This is a genomic window from Chitinophaga eiseniae, from assembly GCF_012641265.1.
Classification (GTDB): Bacteria; Bacteroidota; Bacteroidia; order Chitinophagales; family Chitinophagaceae; genus Chitinophaga; species Chitinophaga eiseniae_A.
In genome coordinates this window covers 17,841-41,952 of the sequence record NZ_JABAHZ010000012.1, presented here as the reverse complement: position 1 = coordinate 41,952, position 24,112 = coordinate 17,841, and the positions used below count along the sequence as shown (strand labels likewise).

At 47.7% G+C, this 24,112-nt stretch carries 17 protein-coding genes; 11 read left to right on the top strand and 6 right to left on the bottom strand.

Annotation, left to right across the window (positions count from 1 at the left end):
• Positions 1–23: 23 nt before the first annotated feature.
• Together pgl and HGH91_RS29255 are read left to right on the top strand one after the other, a co-directional pair.
• Complete coding sequence (gene pgl, locus HGH91_RS29260) at positions 24–749, top strand: 6-phosphogluconolactonase (RefSeq protein ID WP_168742794.1); 726 nt, start codon at positions 24–26, stop codon at positions 747–749.
• A gap of 62 nt (positions 750–811) precedes the next feature.
• Positions 812–1,576 carry an amidohydrolase family protein gene (locus HGH91_RS29255; protein WP_168742793.1) on the top strand — a complete coding sequence of 255 codons (765 nt, stop codon included), beginning with the start codon at positions 812–814 and terminating at the stop codon, positions 1,574–1,576.
• A gap of 75 nt (positions 1,577–1,651) precedes the next feature.
• Here HGH91_RS29255 and HGH91_RS29250 read toward each other — a convergent pair whose 3' ends face one another.
• Complete coding sequence (locus HGH91_RS29250) at positions 1,652–3,235, bottom strand: FMN-binding glutamate synthase family protein (RefSeq protein WP_168742792.1); 1,584 nt, start codon at positions 3,233–3,235, stop codon at positions 1,652–1,654.
• A 240-nt stretch (positions 3,236–3,475) separates the two neighbouring features.
• On the opposite strand from HGH91_RS29250, the gene HGH91_RS29245 reads away from it, so the two are divergent.
• From HGH91_RS29245 to HGH91_RS29225, 5 genes are all read left to right on the top strand, one after another.
• Positions 3,476–6,091 (top strand): family 20 glycosylhydrolase, encoded by a 2,616-nt coding sequence (locus HGH91_RS29245; protein ID WP_247651875.1) that lies wholly within the window; start codon positions 3,476–3,478, stop codon positions 6,089–6,091.
• Positions 6,092–6,252: 161 nt separating this feature from the next.
• Positions 6,253–8,436, top strand: coding sequence for a DUF5916 domain-containing protein (locus HGH91_RS29240; RefSeq protein WP_168742791.1), 2,184 nt, complete (start codon positions 6,253–6,255; stop codon positions 8,434–8,436).
• 197 nt (positions 8,437–8,633) lie between these two features.
• Positions 8,634–10,001: a TlpA family protein disulfide reductase gene (locus tag HGH91_RS29235; protein ID WP_168742790.1), complete on the top strand. Its 1,368-nt coding sequence runs from the start codon at positions 8,634–8,636 to the stop codon at positions 9,999–10,001.
• Positions 10,002–10,222: 221 nt separating this feature from the next.
• Entirely contained in the window at positions 10,223–10,498 is a 276-nt protein-coding gene (locus tag HGH91_RS29230) for an HTH domain-containing protein (RefSeq protein WP_145674224.1), read from the top strand.
• Between the two features lie 437 nt (positions 10,499–10,935).
• Positions 10,936–11,628, top strand: a complete 693-nt coding sequence (locus tag HGH91_RS29225; RefSeq protein WP_168742789.1) for a LytR/AlgR family response regulator transcription factor — start codon at positions 10,936–10,938, stop codon at positions 11,626–11,628.
• A 10-nt stretch (positions 11,629–11,638) separates the two neighbouring features.
• Here the strand turns inward: HGH91_RS29225 and HGH91_RS29220 are convergent, their stop codons facing one another.
• The 5 genes from HGH91_RS29220 to HGH91_RS29200 form a co-directional block, all read right to left on the bottom strand.
• On the bottom strand, positions 11,639–12,346 hold the full coding sequence (locus HGH91_RS29220; RefSeq protein WP_168742788.1) for an AcvB/VirJ family lysyl-phosphatidylglycerol hydrolase: 708 nt from the start codon (positions 12,344–12,346) through the stop codon (positions 11,639–11,641).
• A 58-nt stretch (positions 12,347–12,404) separates the two neighbouring features.
• On the bottom strand, positions 12,405–14,984 hold the full coding sequence (locus HGH91_RS29215; protein ID WP_168742787.1) for a phosphatidylglycerol lysyltransferase domain-containing protein: 2,580 nt from the start codon (positions 14,982–14,984) through the stop codon (positions 12,405–12,407).
• A 259-nt stretch (positions 14,985–15,243) separates the two neighbouring features.
• Complete coding sequence (locus tag HGH91_RS29210; protein WP_168742786.1) at positions 15,244–15,684, bottom strand: universal stress protein; 441 nt, start codon at positions 15,682–15,684, stop codon at positions 15,244–15,246.
• A 40-nt stretch (positions 15,685–15,724) separates the two neighbouring features.
• The gene (locus tag HGH91_RS29205; protein ID WP_168742785.1) at positions 15,725–16,297 is read right to left on the bottom strand and encodes a TetR/AcrR family transcriptional regulator; all 573 of its coding nucleotides are present in this window, start codon (positions 16,295–16,297) and stop codon (positions 15,725–15,727) included.
• A gap of 600 nt (positions 16,298–16,897) precedes the next feature.
• Positions 16,898–17,035, bottom strand: coding sequence for a hypothetical protein (locus tag HGH91_RS29200; protein WP_168742784.1), 138 nt, complete (start codon positions 17,033–17,035; stop codon positions 16,898–16,900).
• A gap of 19 nt (positions 17,036–17,054) precedes the next feature.
• Here HGH91_RS29200 and HGH91_RS29195 point away from each other — a divergent pair, with 19 nt between their 5' ends.
• The 4 genes from HGH91_RS29195 (at position 17,055) to HGH91_RS29180 (ending at position 24,023) form a co-directional block, all read left to right on the top strand.
• A complete protein-coding gene (locus tag HGH91_RS29195; protein WP_168742783.1) occupies positions 17,055–18,848 on the top strand; it encodes an alpha-L-fucosidase in 1,794 nt (597 codons plus the stop codon).
• A gap of 20 nt (positions 18,849–18,868) precedes the next feature.
• Positions 18,869–21,028, top strand: coding sequence for an alpha-galactosidase (locus tag HGH91_RS29190; RefSeq protein WP_168742782.1), 2,160 nt, complete (start codon positions 18,869–18,871; stop codon positions 21,026–21,028).
• A gap of 36 nt (positions 21,029–21,064) precedes the next feature.
• Positions 21,065–22,408 carry an alpha-L-fucosidase gene (locus tag HGH91_RS29185; protein WP_168742781.1) on the top strand — a complete coding sequence of 448 codons (1,344 nt, stop codon included), beginning with the start codon at positions 21,065–21,067 and terminating at the stop codon, positions 22,406–22,408.
• A gap of 154 nt (positions 22,409–22,562) precedes the next feature.
• A complete protein-coding gene (locus tag HGH91_RS29180) occupies positions 22,563–24,023 on the top strand; it encodes a sulfatase (protein WP_168742780.1) in 1,461 nt (486 codons plus the stop codon).
• The last annotated feature ends 89 nt before the right edge of the window (positions 24,024–24,112 follow it).

Here is a 24,112-nt window from a genome sequence, read left to right as displayed (position 1 = left end):
ATGGTCCGTAATTCTTTTATCTTATGGAACTACATATCGCCAAAGATCCTGCCCAGCTCAGTGAAAACGTAGCCGCATGGATCAGTAACTACATACTGGAAGTATTACAAACACAGGAACGTTTCACTTTTGTGTTGTCGGGAGGTAATACGCCTAAACAGCTCTATAGCCTGCTGGCCAAAGCACCTTATAACATGATGATTCCCTGGGAGAAAATTCATTTTTTCTGGGGAGATGAAAGAGATGTACCCTTTGAAGATGACCGGAATAATGCCCGTATGGCGTTTGAAGAACTGCTGGATAAAGTGGCCGTAAACCCGGACAATATCCATATAATGCGTACCGACATCAGTCCGGAAGCATCGGCAACTGCTTACGAGCAAACGCTGAAATCCTATTTCGGAAAAGAAAATACCACGTTCGACCTGGTATTACTGGGTATGGGAGATGATGGACATACCCTGTCCCTGTTTCCTGGTACGCCCGTAGTGCATGAAAAGAAAGCCTGGGTAACTTCTTTCTTCCTGGAAGCACAGAACATGTACCGTATTACCCTAACAGCCCCTGTCGTTAACAGGGCAGCCTGTGTACTGTTCCTGACTACCGGCGCCAATAAAGCCATTACACTCAAAAATGTAATAGAAGGTACTTTCGATGCGGAAAAGTTCCCATCCCAACTCATTCGCCCGGAAGAAGGCGAACTGCATTGGTTTGTAGATGAAGCGGCTGCAGGAGCGATGGAAGTGTAAAAAAGAGGGCTTTTTCTCACCTATTTTCAGTAGCTTGTGATGGTAACAACAACGATGAGATTATGTTTGATAAGCCCATATTTGACGCACACCTACATATTATTGATCACCGGTTTCCACTGCAACCTAACCAGGGATTTCTGCCTTCCGAATTTTCGGTAGCAGATTACCAGCAACAGGTAGCCCCCCTCCATGTAAGTGGCGGCGCAGTGGTGTCAGGATCATTCCAGGGATTTGACCAGCAGTATTTACTGGAGGCATTGAAACAATTAGGTCCGGCTTACGTTGGTGTTACGCAGATACCCGCCAGTACAACCGATGAAGAGATTATAGCCCTGCACGAAGCAGGCGTTCGCGCCGTTAGATTTAATGTACAACGCGGTGGTTCTGAAAGTGTAAAATACCTGGAGCAATTAGGACTTCGGGTATATGACCTGGTAAAGTGGCATGTGGAATTATATGTAGATTCCCGCCAGCTACCGGGATTATCGACCACGTTGCGAAAGTTGCCTGCAGTAGTGATTGATCACCTGGGGCTGTCCAAATCAGGATTTAAACACTTATTGCAGTTGGTGGAAAAAGGTGCCCGCGTAAAAGCTACGGGGTTTAGTCGCTGCGATTTTGATGTGCTCACTGCCATGCGGCAGATTACCGCCGTTAATCCAGGCGCCCTGTTATTTGGCACCGATCTGCCGTCTACCCGTGCACCCAGGCCATTTGATGTAAAAGACCTGCAACTGGTCCTGGAAAATTTTCCGGCAGATATAGCTGCTAAAATATGCAGGGAGAATGCCCTGGCATTGTACCAGCCCAGGCAACAGGCATAAACCAGCAACTTATAAAAGCAACAGCCCCTCTGCTATAAGCGGAGGGGCTGTTGCTTTATGCACTATACTTTAAATTTAATTCCAGCTATCAATCGCCACGGTTTCCATTTCTTTCCTCAGATGCTCCGGCATATGACCATTCAACAATACGCCAGGCGCTGCGCTGGGATAGATGTCTTCAAATGTTTTTACCAGGTTCATAAATACCCGGCGGAATATATGCCGCCTGGTTACTTCGTGCGGATCTCTTAACCCTGCCGCTCCGGCTAGTTCTATGGCGCTTTCAATGGTATCGCGGTGGTAGTTGGCTACCCGTTGTTTTTTATCATCGATGACCAGGCCGGCCGCCAGCCATTTGTCCTGCGTAGCCACGCCTGTTGGACATTTATTGGTGTTGCACACCAATGCCTGTATACAGCCCAGGGCCATCATCATAGCACGGGCACTGTTGCAGGTATCTGCACCTAATGCCATGGCCCGTAAAATATGAAACCCTGTCAGGATTTTCCCGGAAGCGATCAACTTCATATGATGCCGGATATTAAAGCCGGTAAGGGTATCATGGGCAAAAGAAAGTCCATCCATTAATGGCATGCCCACGGAATTGGAGAATTCTGGTGGCGCCGCACCGGTTCCACCTTCTCCGCCATCTATGGTGATGAAGTCGGGGTAGATATCTGTTTCTATCATGGCTTTACATAGCGCGTAAAATTCCCTGGGCTGTCCTATACATAGTTTGAAACCAACAGGCTTACCCTTGCTCAGGTGACGCAGCCGCTGAATGAACAACATCATTTCCCGCGGAGTGCCAAAGGCTTTATGGTAGGGAGGTGAAAATACTGTGGTATGCGGTTTTACATGGCGGATCGCCGCAATTTCCGGCGTATTTTTAGCGGCCGGTAAAATACCACCATGGCCGGGTTTGGCCCCTTGTGATATTTTCAGCTCTATCATTTTAACAGCAGGTAAGGCGCTTTTCTCCGCAAACAGGCTGTCAGAAAAATTTCCGTCTTCATCGCGACATCCGAAATAGCCGGTACCAATTTGCCAAATGATATCGCCGCCTTGGGTCAGATGTGCATCGCTGATGCCGCCTTCCCCGGTGTTGTGTGCAAACCCGCCAATTTTAGCGCCGCCATTTAATGCCTGTACTGCGTTGTTGCTCAATGAGCCATAGCTCATGGCGCTTACGTTGAGGATACTGGCGGAATAGGGCTGCTGGCAGTCGCGCCCCCCGAAGGTGACCCTGGGATCCTTATCCAGGTTACCGAAATCCTGTGGTTGGATAGAGTGTGCCATCCATTCATACCCTTCCGCATATACGTTGAACTGCGTACCAAAAGGTTGTGAGTTCAATTCCCGCTTGGCGCGCTGGTAAATGGTGGAGCGGTCTACCCGGTTAATGGGACTGCCGTCGATATCACTTTCTACAAAATATTGGTAGATCTTGGGCCGCAACGCTTCCATCCAATAGCGCATACGACCTACGATCGGGTAGTTGCGGATAATGGCATGCCTGGTTTGCAGCATGTCCAACACGCCCATAATGACAATGGGTACTACGAGGATTAATAACCAGAAAACCCAGGGAAAAAATAAACCTAATACGATGACAATGCCTAAACTAATACATGAAAATCCGATAAATGCTTTAACCATGGCTGTGAGATTTGAGTTTTTTTGATGCTATAGCTTCCTTATCCATTAGTGTATAAATCTACTTAACCTCTGCCAGATAAATTTGTTAAATATCTTTCGCCTCGCGGTAGTTTTTCTCCCGGTGGAATTTTCCCCGCTTCCGTTCATCCTGAAAAAAGAAATTAATCATCCCTTCTCCGATCAGTTTTTAAATTATTTTATTATCTTTCAAAATCGCCAATTTTCTAATTAATCCACCACATGAAAAGATACAACTATCTTGGTAAGATGATTGCAACGGGCATGTTCCTGTTTGGTACGGTAGCAGGGGCCCAGGCACAACAAACCCCATACGATGCGTCCCGCCTTAAAACCAGTTGGGAAGTGGTAGAAAACCACTACCAGGGAAAAGACAACTTCCTGTCTGCCTTCACATTTGTGAATACCTCCAATAAGCCCTTCCCGGCCAAAGGATGGCAGCTGTATTTCAACTTTATACGAATGGTGACTCCGGGCGAGTTACCCGGTCATGTGAAAGTGGATCATATCAATGGTGACTTGTACCGCTTTACTCCCGCGGAAGGTTTTGCCGGCATCGCACCCGGCGATTCGCTCAAGCTGGCCATTACCGGCGATGCCTGGGCGGTAAACTTTACCGACGCCCCGGCCGGTTTGTACTTGGTATGGGAACAAATGCCGGAAAAAGGTTTTTCGATCAAAGACTATAGTATCCGCCCCTCTACCACGGCCAAACAGCTGATGCGTTACCCGGGCGATAAAACCGCCGTTATAACGCCAACGGATATATTTAAACAGAATGCCGCGGTGAAGGACATTCCCGCATCCCAGCTGCCGCTGGTATTCCCTACGCCACTATCTTATGCAGCTACCGGCAACAACCTGGTGTTGACCGATTTACCGGTGATCAGCGCAGATCCGCAGCTGGCGGCCAGCGCCGATATGCTGAAAGCAGATTTGCAAAAGTTCCTCAGCAAAAAAACAACGGGTAAAACTACCGTGAAATTTGTGTTTGATGCTGCCATGACACAGGATAAACCGGAAGGATATACTTTGAAGGTAAATCCCGAAGGCGTGGTAATTACCGCGGGTACGGAAGCAGGCGCCTTTTATGGTATCCAGTCTCTGAAAACGCTGATCCCGCCTACCGCCTGGGCCAGTGCACAGAAATCCGTTACCATTCCCGGTGTGGATGTAACCGATGCTCCCCGCTTCGGCTACCGCGCCTTCATGATCGATGTGGCCCGTAACTTCCATAACAAACGCGATATGCTGCGCATACTGGACCTCATGGCCCTCTATAAATTAAACGTATTACATTTCCATTTCAGCGATGATGAAGGCTGGCGCCTGGAAATACCTTCCCTGCCTGAACTCACCAGCGTTGGCGGAAAACGGGGACACAGCACCGACTGGAAAAATATGCTGCCACCTTCCTATGGCTCCGGCCCCGATACCACCAATACTGCCGGTACCGGCTATTTTTCCCGCAACGACTTTATCGAAATTCTACGCTATGCAACGGCCAGGCATATACGCGTATTACCGGAAATTGAATCTCCCGGCCATGCCCGCGCTGCGGTGAAGTCGATGGAGTCGCGCTACTACCGGCTGAAAGCAGCTGGTAAAGAGCAGGAGGCCAGGGAGTACTTACTCACCGATCTCGATGATAAATCGACTTATAGTTCTGTGCAAAACTGGAGCGACAACGTAATGAACGTAGCCCTGCCTTCTACCTATCACTTCCTGGATAAAGTAGTGGAAGAACTGCAGGCCATGTACAAAGAGGCCGGCGCACCTTTGGCAGCAGTACATATGGGTGGGGATGAAGTTCCCGGCGGCGTGTTTGAAAAATCGCCTGCCTGCCTGGCACTGATGCAGCAGGATAAATCGCTCACCGGCGTGAATGATCTCTGGTATTATTACTACCGTAAGGTAAACGACCTGCTCAAAGCCCATGGCTTATCGGTAGCGGGTTGGGAGGAAGCTGGTATGCGTAAAACATCCATCAATGGGGAAGCACAAAGCATTCCGAATCCTGACTTCGTGAATGACAATTTCCAGCTCAATGTATGGAACAACGTAATTGGCGGAGGACAGGAAGATTTATCCTATCGACTGGCCAATGCCGGCTACAAAGTAGTATTATCAGGCGTGAGTAACTTTTATTTTGACATGGCTTACATGAAGTCGTTCGATGAACCGGGCTTCTACTGGGGCGGTTTCGTAGATGTGGATAAGCCATTTTACTTTATTCCTTTCGACTACTACAAAAATCAAAAAGTAGATGGCAGAGGTAATCCTGTAACGCCGGAACTGTTTGTAGGTAAGGATCGTTTAACCGGTTTTGGTGCTTCCAATATTCCTGGTATACAGGGTTTGTTGTGGAGTGAAACGGTGACCAGCTCCGATCGTATGGAATATATGATACTGCCTAAGTTATTGGGGCTCGCTGAACGTGCCTGGGCGCAGGACCCGGCATGGGCTACTGAAAAAGACGCCACCAAAGCAGATGCCATGTATGCACAGGCCTGGAGCGTTTTCAGCAACGTAATGGGTAAACGCGAAATGCCCCGCCTGGATTATTATGAAGGAGGATTTAACTGGCGGATCCCTACTGCCGGCGCTACTGTTGATAACGGTGTGCTGACAGCCAATGTGCAAATGCCCGGTTTGATTATCCGGTATACGACTAACGGTGAAGAGCCTACGTTGAAAAGCCCGGCATATAATGGCCCTGTACAGGCAGGCGGCAAGGTAGTAAAGCTGAAAGTGTTCAGCCCGCGCGGCCGCAGCAGCAGAACAACTACCGTGAAAGTACCGGTTGCAGACACGCAGCTGAAGAATAATAAATTGTAAAACATCTCTATAAAATAAAAATGACCAGAGGCAGTGAGTACCTGCATCTGGTCATTTTTATTTTATAGAGATGTTGTATCACGGGTATTTACCCTTCATCCATTTTTTACCCCCTGCTTTTTTGATTTTTGTATTTTGTTCGTTAAATCCATAAGGACCCGATGTTTCGCAAAATTCCACTATTGCTGTGCGGGCTGCTCATCACTGTAACTGTACTGGCACAAAAGAAAAACGAATCGTATCAGCTGCAAATACGCAAGGCTGTTTCCCCGGTGAAGATAGACGGTGTGATCGATGAAGCTGCCTGGATACAGGCCGGTGTGGCTACCAATTTTTACATGGTATTGCCCATGGATACCAGCATGGCCAGGCTGCGTACAGATGTTCGCATGACTTACGATGATAAAAACCTGTACCTGGTAGTGGAAAACTATACTACCGGGGAGGGGCCATACATGGTAGAATCGCTGAGGAGGGACTTTGCATTTCTGAAAAACGACAACTTCCTCTTGTTCATGGATCCTTTCGATGATCAGACCAATGGCTTTTCTTTCGGCGCTAATGCCGCCGGTGCACAATGGGACGGGCTAATGTATGATGGTGGAAAAGTAGACCTGAGCTGGGACAACAAATGGGTATCCGTTGTTAAAAATTATCCCGATAAATGGGTGTTTGAAGCGGCCATTCCGTTTAAAACCATTCGCTATAAAAAAGGAATTACCAAATGGGGTATTAATTTCAGCCGCAATGACCTGAAAACAACTGAAAAATCTGCCTGGGCGCCGGTCCCCCGGCAATTTCCTACCGCTTCTCTGGCGTATACCGGCAACCTGTTATGGGATGTTGCGCCCCCGGAAGCAGGCGCCAATGTATCCCTGGTTCCTTACCTGCTGGGCGGTATCGCCAAAGATTATGAGAAGGGAACCAGCGAAAAATACCGCCGGGATGCAGGACTGGATGCCAAAGTAGCGGTAACTTCCTCCCTGAACCTGGACCTCACTGTAAATCCTGATTTCTCGCAGGTAGATGTGGATAAACAGGTAACCAACCTGGATAGGTTTGAATTATTTTATCCGGAGAAACGGCAGTTTTTCCTGGAAAACGGGGACCAGATGTCCAATTTCGGCTATGCTACGATCCGGCCTTTTTTCTCCCGCCGTATAGGACTGGGAGGGGTACCTATCCGCTTCGGCGCCAGGTTGAGTGGGAAGCTGAATAAGGACTGGCGTTTAGGCATCATGAATATGCAAACCGGTAAGCAGGAAGAAACCGGCCTGCCGGCGCAGAACTTCACCGTAGCGGCATTACAGCGTAGGGTATTTTCCCGGTCTAATGTAGGTTTCATTTTTATTAACAAGGAATCCGTTAACTACGATCCCGGAAAGGTAACGGATATGCCGGTGTATAATAAATATAACCGGAATATGGGGCTGGAGTACAACCTGGCCTCGTCTAACAATTTCTGGACCGGCAAAGCCATGTTCCTGAAGTCGTATAGTCCCGGTAAATCCGGTCACGACATTGCACATGCCACCAACCTGCAGTACACCAGTAAGGTATGGAATGTAAGCTGGCAGCATGAATATGTGGGCCGTAATTACAATGCGGAAGTCGGATATGTACCCCGCCAGGGTTATGTGAAGATCGTGCCACAGGTAACCCGCTTATTTTTCCCTTTGTCGGGCCAGGTGTTGAGCCATGGACCGCAGATAACCAGTACCTGGTTCTTCGATGAAAAAGACCTGCACCGTACCGACAATGAAACCATGCTGAACTATGGTATCGTATTCCGTAAGCGCAACACCCTGAATATATGGGCCTCCAATACCTATATCCAGCTGTTGCAACCCTTTGATCCTACCAATTCACATAAAGATAGCCTGGGCAATGGCACCCGGCACAACTGGAATACGGTGGGGGTGGATTATGTATCCAAGCCCCAGAGTTTATTTACGTATGCACTGTCGGCTCGCTATGGAGGTTATTATGCAGATGGAACCCGGCTAATGACCAATACAGAGCTGGGCTACCGCTTCCAACCCTACGTGAGCATTGCACTCAGCGCTAATTATAACCAGATTGATTTGCCCAAACCCTGGGGTAATACCTCGTTCTGGCTGGTAGGCCCCCGCCTGGATGTTACCATGACCAATACCCTGTTTTTTACCGGTTTTATGCAGTATAACGGTCAGCAGAAGAACATGAACCTTAATACCCGTTTTCAATGGCGTTATAAACCCGCTTCCGACCTTTTTATCGTATATACGGATAACTACCTTCCTGAGCCATTTTATGTGAAAAACAGGGCGCTGGTGCTCAAGTTGGTATACTGGTTTAATATCTGATAATCCGATTTTGTATTAACTGTTAAGAATGCATTAACACTTCCAATATTTATTCCCGGTATCATTGCATTAAATGTGCGAGTAAAAGGGCAGTTATACCTGTTATCAAATATTAGGAAGTTTTCATTTACTATCGTTGTGAATTTTATCTCCCTGTGGTGTTTACCATGGGGATTTTACCATTTAAATTATTTTTTATGAACCCTCATCCCTTTAAGCAGCTGCTGGGGCTATGCTGCATATTATTGGTACTGACAAGTGGCGCTGCCGCCCAAACCACGGCAGTTATTACCGGCAAGGTAGCCGATCGCCATATTCCGCGGGTGTCCCTTACTTACTGGACGGACCCCGGTATTTCCCCTGCCATTACGCAGGATACCTTACTGGTTCCTGATTCCTTTTATTTCCGGATACCGCTGCCGGCAGGTGCGGCCGTGTTTTTTTATGCAGATGCCGGAACGGGCTATAACTTTTATGGATTGATCCGCAGCGGCGACAGCATATGTATGAAAATGCGTGCCGATAGCCTGGCCTTTAGCGGCGCCGGCGCGGCGGTATGCAGGGCGGTTTATAACGCAAAGCGGGAGCAGGAGCGGATACCCATGCCCGTGGTATCCAATGCCGGCAAACTGGCAGCGGCTTACCGGCAGCAACTGGAGGTGGCCGGGCAGGTGTTGAACCGTTACCGTGATAGTATGGATATGAAAACCTGGCAAATGATCCGTGCGCATATATACGGCGAAACGGCGGCCAAACTGGCGGGCACGTTCTGGAAGTTATCACCGGACCCCGACAGTACCCTGGAAGACCGGCAGCTGTTGTTTTATAAAACAGCCCTGGCGCCGGCATGGCCCGATGTTGTTCCGTCAGATATAACAGCTACGTCTATACGCTATTTGGGATACCTGTTGCAAAAAGCGGAAGTAGATTATTTTGTACAACACCGGTATGAGTGCAGTAACCGGGCTATTTATGAATGGCTTAAAACCCATTACAGTGGCCGGTTGCGTGATAAACTGCTGGCGCATGAACTGATGTTGGGATTTGCGGCAGGTAACCAGCAGGAAGAGCAGGAGGGCTGTGTGCGCGACTACCTGCAAATAGTCCAGGACGAAGCCTGTAAACAGGTGGTGGCAAAGCTTTACGGACGTTCACGTAAAGGTATCAGCAGGGGAAGTGTAGCACCACCTTTCAGTTTCGCTGATCAGCAAGGCAGGCAGGTAAGCCTGCAGCAATTCAGCGGAAAGGTAGTGCTGTTGCATTTCTACAGTGGTAACGATCCGCTGCTGCATGCCCTTGCAGAAATAAAAAACTGCTTTGATGAAACCGCGGTAACGTTTGTGAATATCTGCTGCAATGGTAATACTGTAAAGGATTTGCCGGGTTGGTTACTACATATGGATGAACAGCATCGGGAGGTACTTACGCAATACAATATCAGTAGATATCCTACCTTAATTGTAGTGGGAAAGAACGGGAAAATATTTGCTACCAGGCCGCCGGATCCCGCAGTGGATCACGGTACCGCGCTGGCTAACATTATCTATGAAGCATTGTCGCAGTGAGTATTTTTAGGTGGAATGTCCAATAAAACGATGAGTAAAACGTTTAGTAAAAGTACGCAGCTAAACCGCATCAGCGCCATTGTTCCGCAGCTAAAATTTTAGAAAACCCGTTTAAACCAGAATGTTAATATTTACATTAAAATATATATATGAGAATACTGGTTTAATCAAGGCACATATCGTATATTCAGTAAATAACCGTTAAGACCCCTCTATGCCACATGCCAAAGCGTTATTTTGACAGACTACAGACCATTGATTACCTTATCAGGATCAAAGGGACCGGTAAGCCAGCTCAGTTAGCCAAGCGGCTTCGTATTTCCGAAAGAACACTCTATGAATTCCTCAAAATGATGAAGGAGTTAGGTGCTCCCATTGAGTACGACCGGTACAAGGAAAGTTATTATTACTCAGAAAAAGGTGGTTTCAATGTCAGGTTTTCGAAAAGCCTGATCACCGTGAGTACTATGCTACTTTTATTCCTGCACATTTGGTAAACATGGTCTGCGCATTGACCAGTTAACCGGCATTCGCGTTAGCTCCCACTGCGCCATCGTTGCCCATTTCCGGGCTTTAGATCCGTTTACACAACTGGACAACAGTTGTTAGAGGATCTTTTATGTAATCTTCCTGAAAGGGTGGACAGGCAAAGTATGGCTGCTACAGCCACCACTTTACTGCTCACCCTTCTTTTTCCGGAATACTTAACATTCGATTAACTGTTCCCTCCTTAAATAAATCCACCTTTAACGCCAACAGATTTTGTCAACTTTAATAAAGTATTATGCAAACAACCTTTTTTTCATCACGCGGTTTAGATTAGATTTTAGATAATACGCGGGTTTCTGTTCAGTCACCTGCCCTGTTTAATCATCCGTCGCCGCGGGCAACTGATACCGTTGTTTTTTCGTACCTGTAATAAACCTAAGGCACTATGGTACTAAACTGCATCATAATAGGGAATGATCCTGCCGGATTTGAAGACCTGGAAAATTACTTGTCCCGGATTCCCTACGTTTACCTGGCCGGACGATTTAACACGATCGAAGAAGCTACATTCTGGCTGCAAACCGGCACTATCCATGTACTGTTGGTAGGACATTACCCCGATCAGCTCCCAAAGGAACAAGTACATTGGAATGTATTACCCGTAATGCTGATGACGTATGAGGCGTCACCGTCGTTCCGCTACGACGTGCTGCCTGCAGCATTACTGCATGCACCCCTTACCCAAACCGACCTGGATAACATATTCGATTACATTTATAATATCATCGACATGAGCGCAACTACGCCCCCCACTCAATTACCCGCTTCCTACTTTATGCTTAAAACACAACATCGCCACGAAAAAGTAGTGTATGATGACCTGCAATATGTAGAAGTACTGGATGACCATATTACCCTGCATATGGTAGATCAGAAACTGGTAACAACAGAAACATTGGACTGGATTATTGCACAACTACCCGTCAACGCCTTTATGAGAGTACATCGTTGGTTTGTGGTAGGCTTTCGCCATATTACACATCTCGACCAGGATCATGTAATGATCGGAGACGCCAGGATTGCGCTCACCACAGAGATGAGGAATGAACTGGCCAAACGGTATAAACTACCTTATTAAAGGAAAGGGCTCAGGGCTGCAGCGAAGTAAGGATTTTACCAGCCACCCCACTGGCATCTTCATCATAGGCATGCCCTCCCGGAAGTATCAGCTTTTGATACTGTATATTCAGCGCGGAAAAATTAAAATCCTTTTCTTCTGCCCCAAAAACCAATAGCAACGGCTTGCCGGTCATCTTATTGATTTCGGCGGGCACACTCATGCCACGGGTACTCGACTTGCCCAACATATCCGATACATGTACTTCCAGATCAGTATAAAGTGAGGGAGATAAAAGCACCACGTGCTTCACCTCCGCGGCGATATTGGCGGGCAAACTGTTATAAATGAATGGCAGTACATCGGCGCCCAGTGAGTAGCCTATTAATACGACGCCTTGCTTCTGACCCCATTGCGACTGGTAGTAGCTGATCAAATTGGCGACATCCCTGGCCGCCTGCTGAGGGGTTTTCTTATTCCAGAAGTACTTGAGCGCATTGAGCGCCACTACCGGGTAGTTTTGTTGATGAAATGACTCAATAACATTAGCCGAAAACTTTTTCATACCCCCGTCACCGGTAATGTAGAGAATTAAGGGAGCCGTAGTGGCAGTAGCCGGCGCTTTGGTAACCACGGGCAAGTTACCTGTCCCATTTTGTGCATTTGCCTGTAAAGCTGTTAATAACAGCAAACAAGTCAATAATTTCCGGAATCCGGACAATCCTCCTGGTAATAACATACGCTAAATTAACACCTGTCTATAAAACAAATTCCATTCCGTGATTGTTCGTCCGTCATCAGGGCTGCATCACTTTGCTCAGGGCAGCAGGTAATTGTATCAGGTCAAAGTCATGCTCGTACACCAGGTATTTGTTGGTCCACTCGGTGGCATATTTTTCCTTGAACTCGCGTAATCCCTGGTAATGACGGAAGAAGCGCAATTTTTCATAGGCATATTTCACCATTTTTTCCGCGGTATTTGCTGGTTGTACAATGCCGGACATAGGTACCATGCCCAGGTTGAGGAACTGTAATTCCTTCTGCTGCGCATCTTGTATCAATGCAATAATCAAGGCATCCATTACGCCTCCCGGAGCGTCGGAACGCTTGCGGATCAGGTCATAGGTGCATTCCCCGGGGGCATAGTCGGGAATAATATTCAAAAAGGCAGCGATCTTTCCTTCGGCATCGCTCACAGTAATAATGTCCTGCTCACGAACGCTGGACTCGTCAAATAATCCCTGCGAAAAAGTAAGCTCTTTCACCTCGTATTGGTGCAGCCATTCATCGCTCACCGCCCGGAGCTCCGCCAGCATGGCCGGCGTTTGCGGCGCCGCATGAAAATTGGTCACATAGCCTTTATTGGCCAGGCTGTTGAGTCCATTACGCAATGATTTCTTGTCCTTGCCACTCAGGGTAAAATCGCGGATGTCCATGATGGCTTCCTGGCCTATCAGCATCTTTTTCTTTTTCAGGTGGCTGAAATAATAGGTGCTGTCTTCATCTACCCGGTAAAAAGCAGGCCGCAGGCCCATCTTGCGGCATTGTTGCTCAAATTCAATCAACAATGTCAGCTTATTATCTTCGCTGCACACCGGTTCTTCCAGCACAATCGCAAAGCTGCCCGCTACCCGGTAGGCAATAAAACCTTCGTATTTTTCGGAAATAAATAACAATTTGTCTTGCCCCACTTTGAAATAATCCATAGGAGAATCGCCGTACTGGCTCAGGTAAAAACGTGCTTTCTCCAGGCTGGTATTGGTTTGCTGCGCTACATGCAGGTAAGGGCGTATAATGGTATAGAAAAGAAATGCCCAGGAGCTGACCCCCAATACGCGGATGGCCGACATAAACTCTTTCCCGAAACGGGTTACAGGTTGCAGTCCATCATCTTCCAGCAACATAAAACAGTGGAACGCATGCCGGATAGATTGCTGCCAGGTAAAGTCAATTCCAAAATGCCGCACATTCAGAAAATAAAAGCCAATGGTCCCGAAAATCAATACCGCCAGCAAAGTTGCCAATGCCGTTACTACACCGATATTCACCAGTTGGGGATTACTTTTTACCCGGTACTGTTTGGCGGTAATCAACAATATAATGCTGGTAACCAATGCCAGAGAGGCTTCTTCATAGTCGAGTGCTTTCCCGATATGACCCAGTACTGACAACAACGACACCGACAAAGCCACTATCCATGCACTTCGCAGTCCCCGGATCAGGAAGGTAGCCGTTACCAACAGTACCAACCCCAGGAAAACCACCAACAGGTTAGTAGCATGTATAGACGTGCCGGGAATATAAGCCCGTAATATGTGCATACGATAAGACAACGGCGGCGTAAGCACTGAAAATATATTGACCATTCCCAACAGGAAAATCAGCACAGGAGGGACCAATCTTAATACCAGCTCCCGGCCTTTCAGTGCAAATGCCAGGATGCCGGCAATCAACGGAAGCCAGAACTCAAAAAGTCGGAATAGCAGCGTGATTTCCAGTGCCTGTAATGTACTGTAACCATAACTGTTGAGTATATACGCCAGGGATAGCTCTATAGCGCCCAGTCCGCGCAGGAACGGAGAAATGATCAGGAAGATGGTAGCCACAATATAGCCTACACAAGCCGCTTCCAGCGAAGGGGTAACCCCTACTGCCAGCATACTCAGGTATAAATGCGCCACACCGGCCACTTCTATCAGTACAGAAGCCAATACCGTATTCATGAAAGCGGGTACAGACAAATGAAAGGTAAAGATGTCGTCCACCTGGTGGGCGGCGCCCGGAAAATACTTTACCAGCAACTGGTATGCTTTCCCTTTCGACTGCATAGACCGCACCAGCCAAACTACCCCTGCCAGCAGCGCACAAATGGCCACCAGCCCCCATGCAGCGTCTTTCATGGTGGCAGCGTGAAACATGGCATACCCTACTACCGGAATGCCTACGAGGAAAACCGACAAAATGCCGACAAATCCATAAATACCGGAAGCCTGGTGAATTTGTTGTTTATGTAGCCCGGTACGGCGCAGGCTTTGAGGCAGATAGGCCAGCGAGCTGATGCCTCCTGCTGGCAGGAATACAGACAATAAATTGCGTTTCAGGAATAGTTCCGTGCTCTTAACTGTATCCAGTCTTGCTCCCACGGCCCGGAAGCTAAATACGTACATGCCCGCCTGCAATAATATATAAGCCGCCGTTACCAGTACACCGATCACTACCCAGCCCTGGTCTGCTTTTTCGATAGCAGGAATCAGCGAGTAAAGTTCGTGGCGTTGGGAACGGAAGAAATAGATAGCTAAAAGTATAAATAGCACTGCTAACAGCTCTTTCAGGTGGAGCTTACGTAAAAATGCTGCAGTAAAAAATTTCGTTCTCAAAAGTCTTAGGTTTCGTTGTAGATAGTTGTTCGCACTAACCAGCTAAGTTACATCAACTTTCTTTAAGCAGATCCGGCACAGGCAGGAGTTTAAGGGTATTTTAATGTGGCGCGCTTCCTTTGCATTACTGCAGTGGCGGCATACTTTTTTTCTTGAAATTATCTTGTGATGTTGGCCAGGGCTATAAAAAATCCCGGCTTATTTAGCCGGGATGTGGTAACAGGTTCAACTGTTTTATTGATTGTTGAGTGTTAAAGCGTTAGTGCTCATATTGGTTGTAAGGTATCACAAGTACCGGGATGCGGGAGTGCCGGATAATGTATTCGGCATTGCTGCCCAGCAGCATGTGGTCCAGGCCGGTTCTGCCGTGGGTGCCTACCACCAGCATGGAAATGTTGCTACTGTGTGCCTGGTCTAATGTTTCATTTTTGGGGCTGCCGGCGGTTACCAGGATTTTAATCCGGTCGCTGTCCGGGTAATTTTGTCTGTACGTTTCCAGTCTTTCTTCTACTTCCCGGATACGGGCAGGGATATCATCCGTAAATACAGGACCGCCTTCCGGCAAACCTATACCCATCCCTATTTCTACAACAGAAAAAAGGGTTACGTTGGCATTCATTTTACGGGCCCATTCCAATCCGGTGGTGATCAATTGTTCTGAAAAGCTGCTCAGGTCTACTGCGATCATAATGTCTGACATATGCCGATGTATTTATTGTGAACGATTATTCATTTTTAATTTACGCTTTCAGGCCATCCCAGCAGAGGTCGAAAGAGGTGTTGATCTTACTCCGGTTGAGGGTAATACCGCCATAGTGCGTTTGCTTTACCAGCTCATTGATGGTACCGATAATGAAGGTGAGTAACAGCCCGATGTCTGTACTTTTAATGAGCTGTTCCTGTTGTCCTCTCATCATCAGTTCATAAAAGGGAGCTGATAACTGCAGGGCCTTTTCACGGGTTTCGGCCGTGATAAAAGGGGAGTGGTAGCATTGCTCCAGGAAAACGCATTCTTCAAAGTTTTGCAGCTTATAGCGGAGGATATTCAGCCAGATATGCTTAAAGGCCAGCTTGAAAGGCATTTGCGGTTGATATCCTTTAAAAGATACCTTTACAGAGTTTTCCCTGCAGGCGGCAAACAGGGCGTTAATCAGTTCGTCTTTCCCCCTGAAGTAAACATATACCGTACCTGTGGCGATGCCGGCTTCCCGGGAAATGTCTCCCATCGTAATGCCAGATAACCCCTTTTTAGCCACCAGCTTGAGCGCTGCCTGGAATATCTGTACTACTTTTTTATCATCTTTCAGTTTCACTATACAAATATAAGTGAATAAATATTCATTTTAAAAAATGAAAAAAAACCTCCGCAGTAGAAACTGCAAAGGCGCTATAGCTAGATGATGATTAAATCAAAAACCCCTGGTTCGTCAGAACAAGGGGTACCTGTTTAAACAAGCGTTGATGGAAAAAAATAGCCTGCCGGCCTGGAAAAGCCGACAGGGACTGCTGAGATATTTCTTAGTTGTATGCATGATTAGTTTCCAGAACATGACATGAAACTGATATCGCAATATTAGGCGCCGGAGATCCAGGGAGAGTTAACAGAATCCAAACAAGAATTGAAATAACGAGAACGGCACGTGAAGGCGCAAAGTAAATAAGCAGCAAAGAAACTAAATCCCTTTGCTGCTTATTTACTTTGCGCCTTCGCGTGATCACTTTGTGTGAATCCAAAAAAAGAAGCCTCTGCTGATGACATACAGCAGAGGCGAGATAAAACATTCACATGGCATCCGCGACATAGCGTCAGATGCTTTTAACACATTATAGCCTGTTAATTATTTTATGCAATTTTTGTGGAAGAGGACGCTATTGATTGCTCTGACAGTGGGCTGACCTCTTGCATAACTAAATTAGATAATACTGGCCGTAATATTCGTTAACCGTTGGTTAACGGTGGTAGTTATTGTACCATTTTCCCTTTCCCTGATACCATTTTTCCAGTCGTTTGTATATCCGGCAGGATATGTATATTTTTTACGGCTAATCATCTATCATAAAGCCTTTTATATGTTCCACCACGTATCCCGGTTGTTGTTATTGCTAAGCTTGTATACTGCGCTGCCAGCCACTGCGCAGGACATGCCCGATATGTGGAATAAATCTGCCGTGGCCAATGCCACCCATCCCGGACTGCAATGGTTTCGCGGTGCCAAGTTCGGATTGTTTATCCACTGGGGCCTTTACTCCAAACTGGGCGGCCGTTGGAACGACAGCAGCTATTACGGCAGCGGCGAATGGATCATGTACAGGGCCCAGGCGCCGGCAGCTACCTATGCTAAAGTAGCCGAAACCTTTAATCCTGTTGGTTTCGATGCCAACGAATGGGCAGAAACAGCCAGGGAAGCAGGCATCAAATACATGGTGATCACCGCCAAACATCACGAAGGCTTCAGCATGTATGACTCCAAAGTAACGGACTTCGATATCGTAGACGCATCGCCTTATAAGAAAGATCCCATGAAAGCCTTGTCGGCAGCCTGCAAAGCTAAAGGCATCCAGTTTGGGTTCTACTATTCCCAGTTCCTCGACTGGCACGAGCCGAATGGAGGAGGCAATAACTGGGATTTTAAAGGCGAGAAAGATTATCAGCAATATTACCGCAGTAAATCCATCCCGCAGCTAAAGGAGCTACTGACCAACTATGGCCCCCTCGGCATTATCTGGTTCGATATGCCCGGAGGCCTCTCTTCCGCGCAAACAAAAACGATGATCGACAGCCTTCGCCTGCTACAGCCCAATTGCCTGTTCAGCAGTCGCGTGGGCCACGACCTGGGCGACTATCGGGACTTCGGCGACTCTGAAGTGCCACCGGTACCTATTGCCGGCGCCTGGGAATCGATCTATACGCACAACGACTCCTGGGGCTATATTCAACACGATCTCAACTTTAAATCCCCTACAGAAATTATCCGCCTACTGGCCAATGTGGCGTCTAAAGGAGGCAACCTGATGCTGAACGTAGGTCCCGATGGCAACGGTAAATGGCCGGCCTATTCTATCGCCTACCTGAAAGCTACCGGCAAATGGCTGCAAACCTACGGCGAAAGCATTTATGGCACTACCTGGGGGCTTATCCCCGCCCAGCCCTGGGGTGTTACCACCAGCAAGCCCGGTAAACTATTCCTGCATGTATGGCAAATGCCAGCCAACAGGCAACTACGGGTACCCGGCATTACGGCAAAAGTGAAGTCGGTGAAGATAATGGGAAGCAACACGGCCCTCTCCTGGAAACAATTACCGGAAGAAACTATCGTACAGCTGCCGGTAACGCTCCCGGATACACGCAATACAGTATTGGTGATGGAATACAGCGGACAACAATCCGACCTGTCCCAGCTCCGTACACAAACTGTTAGCAGTGAATATCCCACAGCGGAAATTCCCGCGGTATGGGCGGTTTTCAATGGCAACGCCAAAACTAAACTGTTTACCTATTCACATTATTTCGGCGACTGGAAACACGATAATTGCATCACTGGTATGACTACGCCCGATGATGCAGTGGTATTCCCACTCGATATCCAGGATGCAGGCGACTATAAGGTGATCCTGGACTATGCCTGCGAGCCAGGCAACGCATCCCAGCAGGGACTGGTAACGGTAGGAGGGCAGCAGCTGCCTTTCCTCACCCTGACCACCGGCACCTATAACAGTCACCTGCCTATGCCCTTTATTCAGCATTCGGTTGGCATTATACATATTGACAAAGCGGGTAAACAAAACCTGACGGTGAAGCCGGTATCAGGGAATAAAAATGAGCTATGTTGGTTGAGGAAAGTAATCCTGCAGCCCGTGAAATAATTTTTAAGCAGTACAAGAACATGAAAAAAAGAATTCTCTTCCTGGGATGGGCGTTTGGCCTGCATGCCAGTATGGCCCACGCACAGGTGAAAGCCCCCGCAAAGGACTGGTTGATTGATCACCGGCCCTATGTGGCCACAGTAGCGGAAAAAGATAAGACAATTACCCTCAGCAATGGTTTGCTGAGCCGTAGTTTTCGTATAACCCCCAACGTTGTTTGCACCGACTATCGCAACCTGGTAAACGGCGACCAGTTGCTGCGCGCGGTGAAGCCAGAAGCGCGTATTACGGTTAACGGGCACGACTATATGATTGGTGGAGCTTATGGACAGCCGCAGCAGGCTTACCTGCTACCCGCATGGCTCGACAAACTGACAGCAGGCGATAAAGATTTTAAGTATACCGGCCACCAGGTAACCACTATACAGCCGTACCTGAAATGGAAAGCCGGCGGTTGGAATAGCAACCCGCATCAACCTACCGGGAAGGCGCTGATATTCAGTTATCAGGCAGCCGCACCGGAATTAAAAGGCATCGGGGTAAAAGTGCATTACGAAATATTCGATGGCATTCCCTTGCTGGCTAAATGGCTGGAGATCACCAATGGAAGCGGACAGCCTATTAAGCTGCACCAGGTAGTTAACGAAATACTGGCTACACCGGAAGAAGAATCGGCGGTGGTAGGCAGCGTCACCAAAATGCAGGTACCACACAACATTTATATTGAAAGTAACTACGCTTTCAATAATGCCATGAAGGCCAATCTCAGTGACCAAACCACCCACTGGAAGGCCGACAGCACTTATACATCCCAGGTGAATTACGATTATCAAACGCCTTGTTTGCTGGAAGTGTATCCCACTGTACCCGTAGGTATCAGCATGGCAGCAGGGGAACACTATGAATCTATCCGTACCTACGAATTACTGCTGGATAGTTACGACCGGGAACGCAATGGCCTGAGCAAGCGCCGTTTCTACCGTACCGTAGCGCCATGGACCACCGAAAATCCCATCTTCATGCACCTGGTCAACAGCGACCCGGTTAAAGTAAAAAATATTATCGACCAATGTGCAGCCACCGGCTACGAGGGCGTGATCCTGAGTTTCGGTAGCGGCCTGAATATGGAAGATACCAGCGCCGCGAATATCGCTAAGTTTAAAGCCCTGGCGGATTATGCACATAGTAAGCAGGTGATGCTGGGCGGTTACTCGCTCTTTTCAAGCAGGCGTATCAGTGAGGAAGATGATGTTATCAACCCCGTTACGGGCAAAACAGGTGGCGCATTCTTTGGCAATGCTCCCTGCCTGGGGAGTAAGTGGGGACTTAGTTACCTGGAGAAGATAAAGTACTTTTTCGGCAGTACTGGCTTCGACATTTTCGAAAACGATGGTCCTTACCCGGGCGATGTATGCGCTTCAGTGACCCACCCCGGGCATACTGGCCTGGACGATTCCCAATGGAAGCAAATGCTGCTTCAGAAAGGGTTGTACCATTGGATGAATGAAAGAGGCGTATATGTAAATGCACCTGACTGGTATTTCCTGGATGGTACCAACAAAATAGCATTGGGCTATCGGGAAGTAAACTTTTCATTACCCAGGGCGGAGCAGCTCATTCTCAACAGGCAAAATATTTTTGATGGCACCTGGGAAAAAACGTCTCCCATGGGCTGGGGATTTGTACCGCTCAGCGAATACCAGGGCGGTGGCGCAGCGGCTACGCTGGAACCGCTGAAAGATCACCTGGGCACCTACGAACAACTGATGGCGCAATACTACGGCGCCGGGATACAGGCCTGTTACCGCGGACCACGTTTATACGACACCGATAGTACAAAAGCCCTGGTAAAAAATATGATCAGCTGGTATAAAAAGTACCGCGATATTTTGAACACGGATGTTATTCACCTGCGCAGGGCGGATGGGCGCGATTGGGATGGCATTATGCATGTTAGCCCAACGTTGCCGCAAAAAGCGCTGGCCATGTTGTACAACCCCACCGGGGAGGACATCACTAGGGAAATAGTGTTGCCCCTGTATTACAGCGGCTTAACAAACCAGGTACGTATCCGGGAGAAAGAAGGCGCCCTAAAAACGTATACACTTGACCGTGAGTACTGTGCGCACGTAAAGGTGAAGATACCGGCAGGTGGATATACCTGGCTGGTAGCAGAATAAACCGTGTATCAAACCAAATCTGTATAAATTATCATTATGAAGAAACTATCAATTTGTGTTGCCATGTTGCTGAGTCTTTTCCTGCAGGGGAAGGCCCAGGAAAAGAAAATTTTTGACGAAACAGACGCACAAAAAGAGGCCAGGCTGGCCTGGTGGGTAAATGACCGCTTCGGTATGTTTATTCACTGGGGACTGTATTCGATGCCTGCCCGTCATGAATGGATAAGGAACTATGAGCGTATAACAGACAGTGCTTACCAAAAATATTTTGATCTCTATAATCCCGACCTGTATAATCCGCGGGAATGGGCCCGCCAGGCGAAAGCGGCCGGGATGAAGTATGCGGTGATCACCACCAAGCATCATGAAGGTTTTTGTCTGTTCGATTCAAAATTTACCGACTATAAGGCCACTAATACAGCTGCCAAAAAAGACCTGATAAAAGAATGGGTGGAAGCATTTCGTGCCGAAGGCCTGAAAGTTGGATTCTACTATTCGCTGATCGACTGGCATCATCCTGATTATACGATTGATCATGTGCATCCGCAGCGCCCCAACGATCCGAAAGATTACGACAGGCTGAACAAAGGCCGGGATATGGAAAAATATCGCGCCTACCTGAAAAATCAGTTGAAAGAGTTGATGACCAACTATGGTAAGATTGATATCCTGTGGACGGACTTCTCTTTCCCAGGCGAGCATGGAAAAGATCATAACGACTGGAATTCACTGGATCTGATTAAAATGATCCGCAAACTGCAGCCTGGCATTATCATCAACGATCGCCTCGATCTGGGCGAATACGAGGATGGTGGCGACTTTGCTACACCAGAGCAGTACAAGGTATCTGAATGGCCTACCCGTAATGGTAAGCGCGTTCACTGGGAAACCTGTCAAACTTTCTCCGGATCCTGGGGATATTACCGTGATGAAACTTCCTGGAAAGACAACAAACAATTACTGGTACTCCTGATTGAATCAGTAAGCAAAGGAGGTAACCTGTTGCTGAACGTAGGTCCTACTTCCCGCGGCACTTTCGATGCCCGTGCACAGGAAAGACTGAAAGGAATGGGAGAATGGATGCAGGTGAATGGCCGCGCTATTTACGGATGTACAGAGGCGCCGGCAGAATTTAAACGTCCGGATAACAGCCTGTTGACCTACAATCCTACCACAAAAAGATTGTATGTACACCTGTTGGATTATCCCTTGCAGCGTTTCGAGTTGCCGGGTTTAAAAGGCAAAGTGAAGTATGCGCAATTGCTCAGCGATGGTTCTGAAATAAAAATGCATGGTACGGATAAAGGAGACCTGGCGCTGGATTTGCCGGTGCGCAAGCCTAATGATGAAATACCGGTAATAGAGCTCGTATTGCAATAGAAAGTTTTTTGTTAGCTATCGGGGAGATGGAAATGGCGTCGGCTGTTTTTGTTTCCCCATTTTTTTTAAAATCGGGCATAGAAAGATTTTTGTAGAAAGTTTGCGGAAGATGTATATTTTTATGCTCACCATTTTTTATTGTCAAACATCCCGGATGAGAAGAGCTTATTATTGCACGGCTGTATTGCTGTTATTGACGGTGGTATCCTTTAGTTTTACAAAGCCATCACCAGCCGCTAAGCCTCCGAATATTGTGATCATCTTCATGGATGATATGGGATATGGGGATCTTGAATGTTATGCCGGTACACCCTGGCATACGCCTCACATTAACCGCATGGCCGCTCAGGGCATGCGATTCACTTACTTTTATGTGGCGCAGGCGGTATGTTCTGCTTCCAGGGCAGGTTTGCTGACCGGCTGCTATCCCAACCGGGTGGGGATTAATGGTGCTTTGTGGCCCACTGCGCCTATTGCATTGGATACAACGGAACAAACTATTGCGACCATCCTGAAACAGCGGGGATATCATACCGGTATGGTGGGTAAATGGCATTTGGGTAGTAAAGTACCCTGGCTGCCTTTGCAACATGGGTTTGATGAATACCTGGGATTGCCTTATTCAAATGATATGTGGCCAGTACACTATGATGGAAAGCCTTATGCAGACACATCTACCAATTCACGTAAAAATTATCCGCCTTTACCTTTAATAGAAGGAAATAAGCCATTGAAATACATCCGCACGCTCGAAGATCAGGCGCAACTGACAACTATCTATACAGAGCGGGCCTGCAAGTTTATTAAAGCCAACAAGCAGCAGCCTTTTTTCCTTTACCTGGCGCATAGTATGCCGCATGTGCCTATTGCCGTATCTGATAAGCATAAAGGAAAAAGTAAAGATGGTTTATTTGGAGATGTGATAACAGAAATTGACTGGTCGGTAGGAGAGGTGTTAAAAACCCTCGAAGAAAATGGACTGGCTGATAATACACTGGTGGTGTTTACCAGTGATAATGGTCCCTGGTTATCGTATGGCAATCATGCCGGAAATACTGGTGGACTGCGGGAGGGCAAAGGTACTTCCTGGGAAGGCGGTATCAGGGTTCCCTGTATTATGCGCTGGCCCGGTAAGATTCCTGCGGGGACGGTGTGCAATAAAATGGCGGCCACCATCGATTTACTGCCTACCATTGCCAACTTGTGCGGTGCAAGTTTGCCGGTTAGAAAAATTGATGGGGTAGATGTGAAGTCATTGTTATTTAATGACCCGGATGCAAACCCACGCGACGAGCTGGCCGTATATTACCAGGTAAATAGCTTGCAGGCTATTCGCAAAGGCCCCTGGAAGCTGGTATTGCCGCATAGGGCCAGAACTTATAAGTTGAATTTGCCAGGCTATGATGGTTTCCCCGGTGCACAACCGGAGGTAGCTGTGCCTTTAGCTTTGTACGATATGCGTCGTGATCCCGGAGAAACGCTGGATGTACAGCAACAGTTCCCGGAAGTGGTGAAGTCGCTGCTGGCGGTAGCAGAAAAATACCGGCACGATTTAGGCGATGACCTTACCGGCGCGAAAGGAACAGAGCGGAGAGCAGCCGGAAAGGTACAATAGTAATATATGTATTTAAATATAATTTGTTTTAAATGAGGAGAGTGCCAACTTTTAAAGAGTTGATTGAGAAACCTTTACATTCCTGTTAA

What these genes read in the sequence shown, in the direction of transcription:
- pgl (WP_168742794.1), top strand. Translation starts at nt 24, where the DNA reads ATGGAACTACATATCGCCAAAGATCCTGCCCAGCTCAGTGAAAACGTA.
- HGH91_RS29255 (WP_168742793.1), top strand. Translation starts at nt 812, where the DNA reads ATGTTTGATAAGCCCATATTTGACGCACACCTACATATTATTGATCAC.
- HGH91_RS29250 (WP_168742792.1), bottom strand. Translation starts at nt 3,235, where the DNA reads ATGGTTAAAGCATTTATCGGATTTTCATGTATTAGTTTAGGCATTGTC.
- HGH91_RS29245 (WP_247651875.1), top strand. Translation starts at nt 3,476, where the DNA reads ATGAAAAGATACAACTATCTTGGTAAGATGATTGCAACGGGCATGTTC.
- HGH91_RS29240 (WP_168742791.1), top strand. Translation starts at nt 6,253, where the DNA reads ATGTTTCGCAAAATTCCACTATTGCTGTGCGGGCTGCTCATCACTGTA.
- HGH91_RS29235 (WP_168742790.1), top strand. Translation starts at nt 8,634, where the DNA reads ATGAACCCTCATCCCTTTAAGCAGCTGCTGGGGCTATGCTGCATATTA.
- HGH91_RS29230 (WP_145674224.1), top strand. Translation starts at nt 10,223, where the DNA reads ATGCCAAAGCGTTATTTTGACAGACTACAGACCATTGATTACCTTATC.
- HGH91_RS29225 (WP_168742789.1), top strand. Translation starts at nt 10,936, where the DNA reads ATGGTACTAAACTGCATCATAATAGGGAATGATCCTGCCGGATTTGAA.
- HGH91_RS29220 (WP_168742788.1), bottom strand. Translation starts at nt 12,346, where the DNA reads ATGTTATTACCAGGAGGATTGTCCGGATTCCGGAAATTATTGACTTGT.
- HGH91_RS29210 (WP_168742786.1), bottom strand. Translation starts at nt 15,684, where the DNA reads ATGTCAGACATTATGATCGCAGTAGACCTGAGCAGCTTTTCAGAACAA.
- HGH91_RS29200 (WP_168742784.1), bottom strand. Translation starts at nt 17,035, where the DNA reads ATGATTAGCCGTAAAAAATATACATATCCTGCCGGATATACAAACGAC.
- HGH91_RS29195 (WP_168742783.1), top strand. Translation starts at nt 17,055, where the DNA reads ATGTTCCACCACGTATCCCGGTTGTTGTTATTGCTAAGCTTGTATACT.
- HGH91_RS29190 (WP_168742782.1), top strand. Translation starts at nt 18,869, where the DNA reads ATGAAAAAAAGAATTCTCTTCCTGGGATGGGCGTTTGGCCTGCATGCC.
- HGH91_RS29185 (WP_168742781.1), top strand. Translation starts at nt 21,065, where the DNA reads ATGAAGAAACTATCAATTTGTGTTGCCATGTTGCTGAGTCTTTTCCTG.
- HGH91_RS29180 (WP_168742780.1), top strand. Translation starts at nt 22,563, where the DNA reads ATGAGAAGAGCTTATTATTGCACGGCTGTATTGCTGTTATTGACGGTG.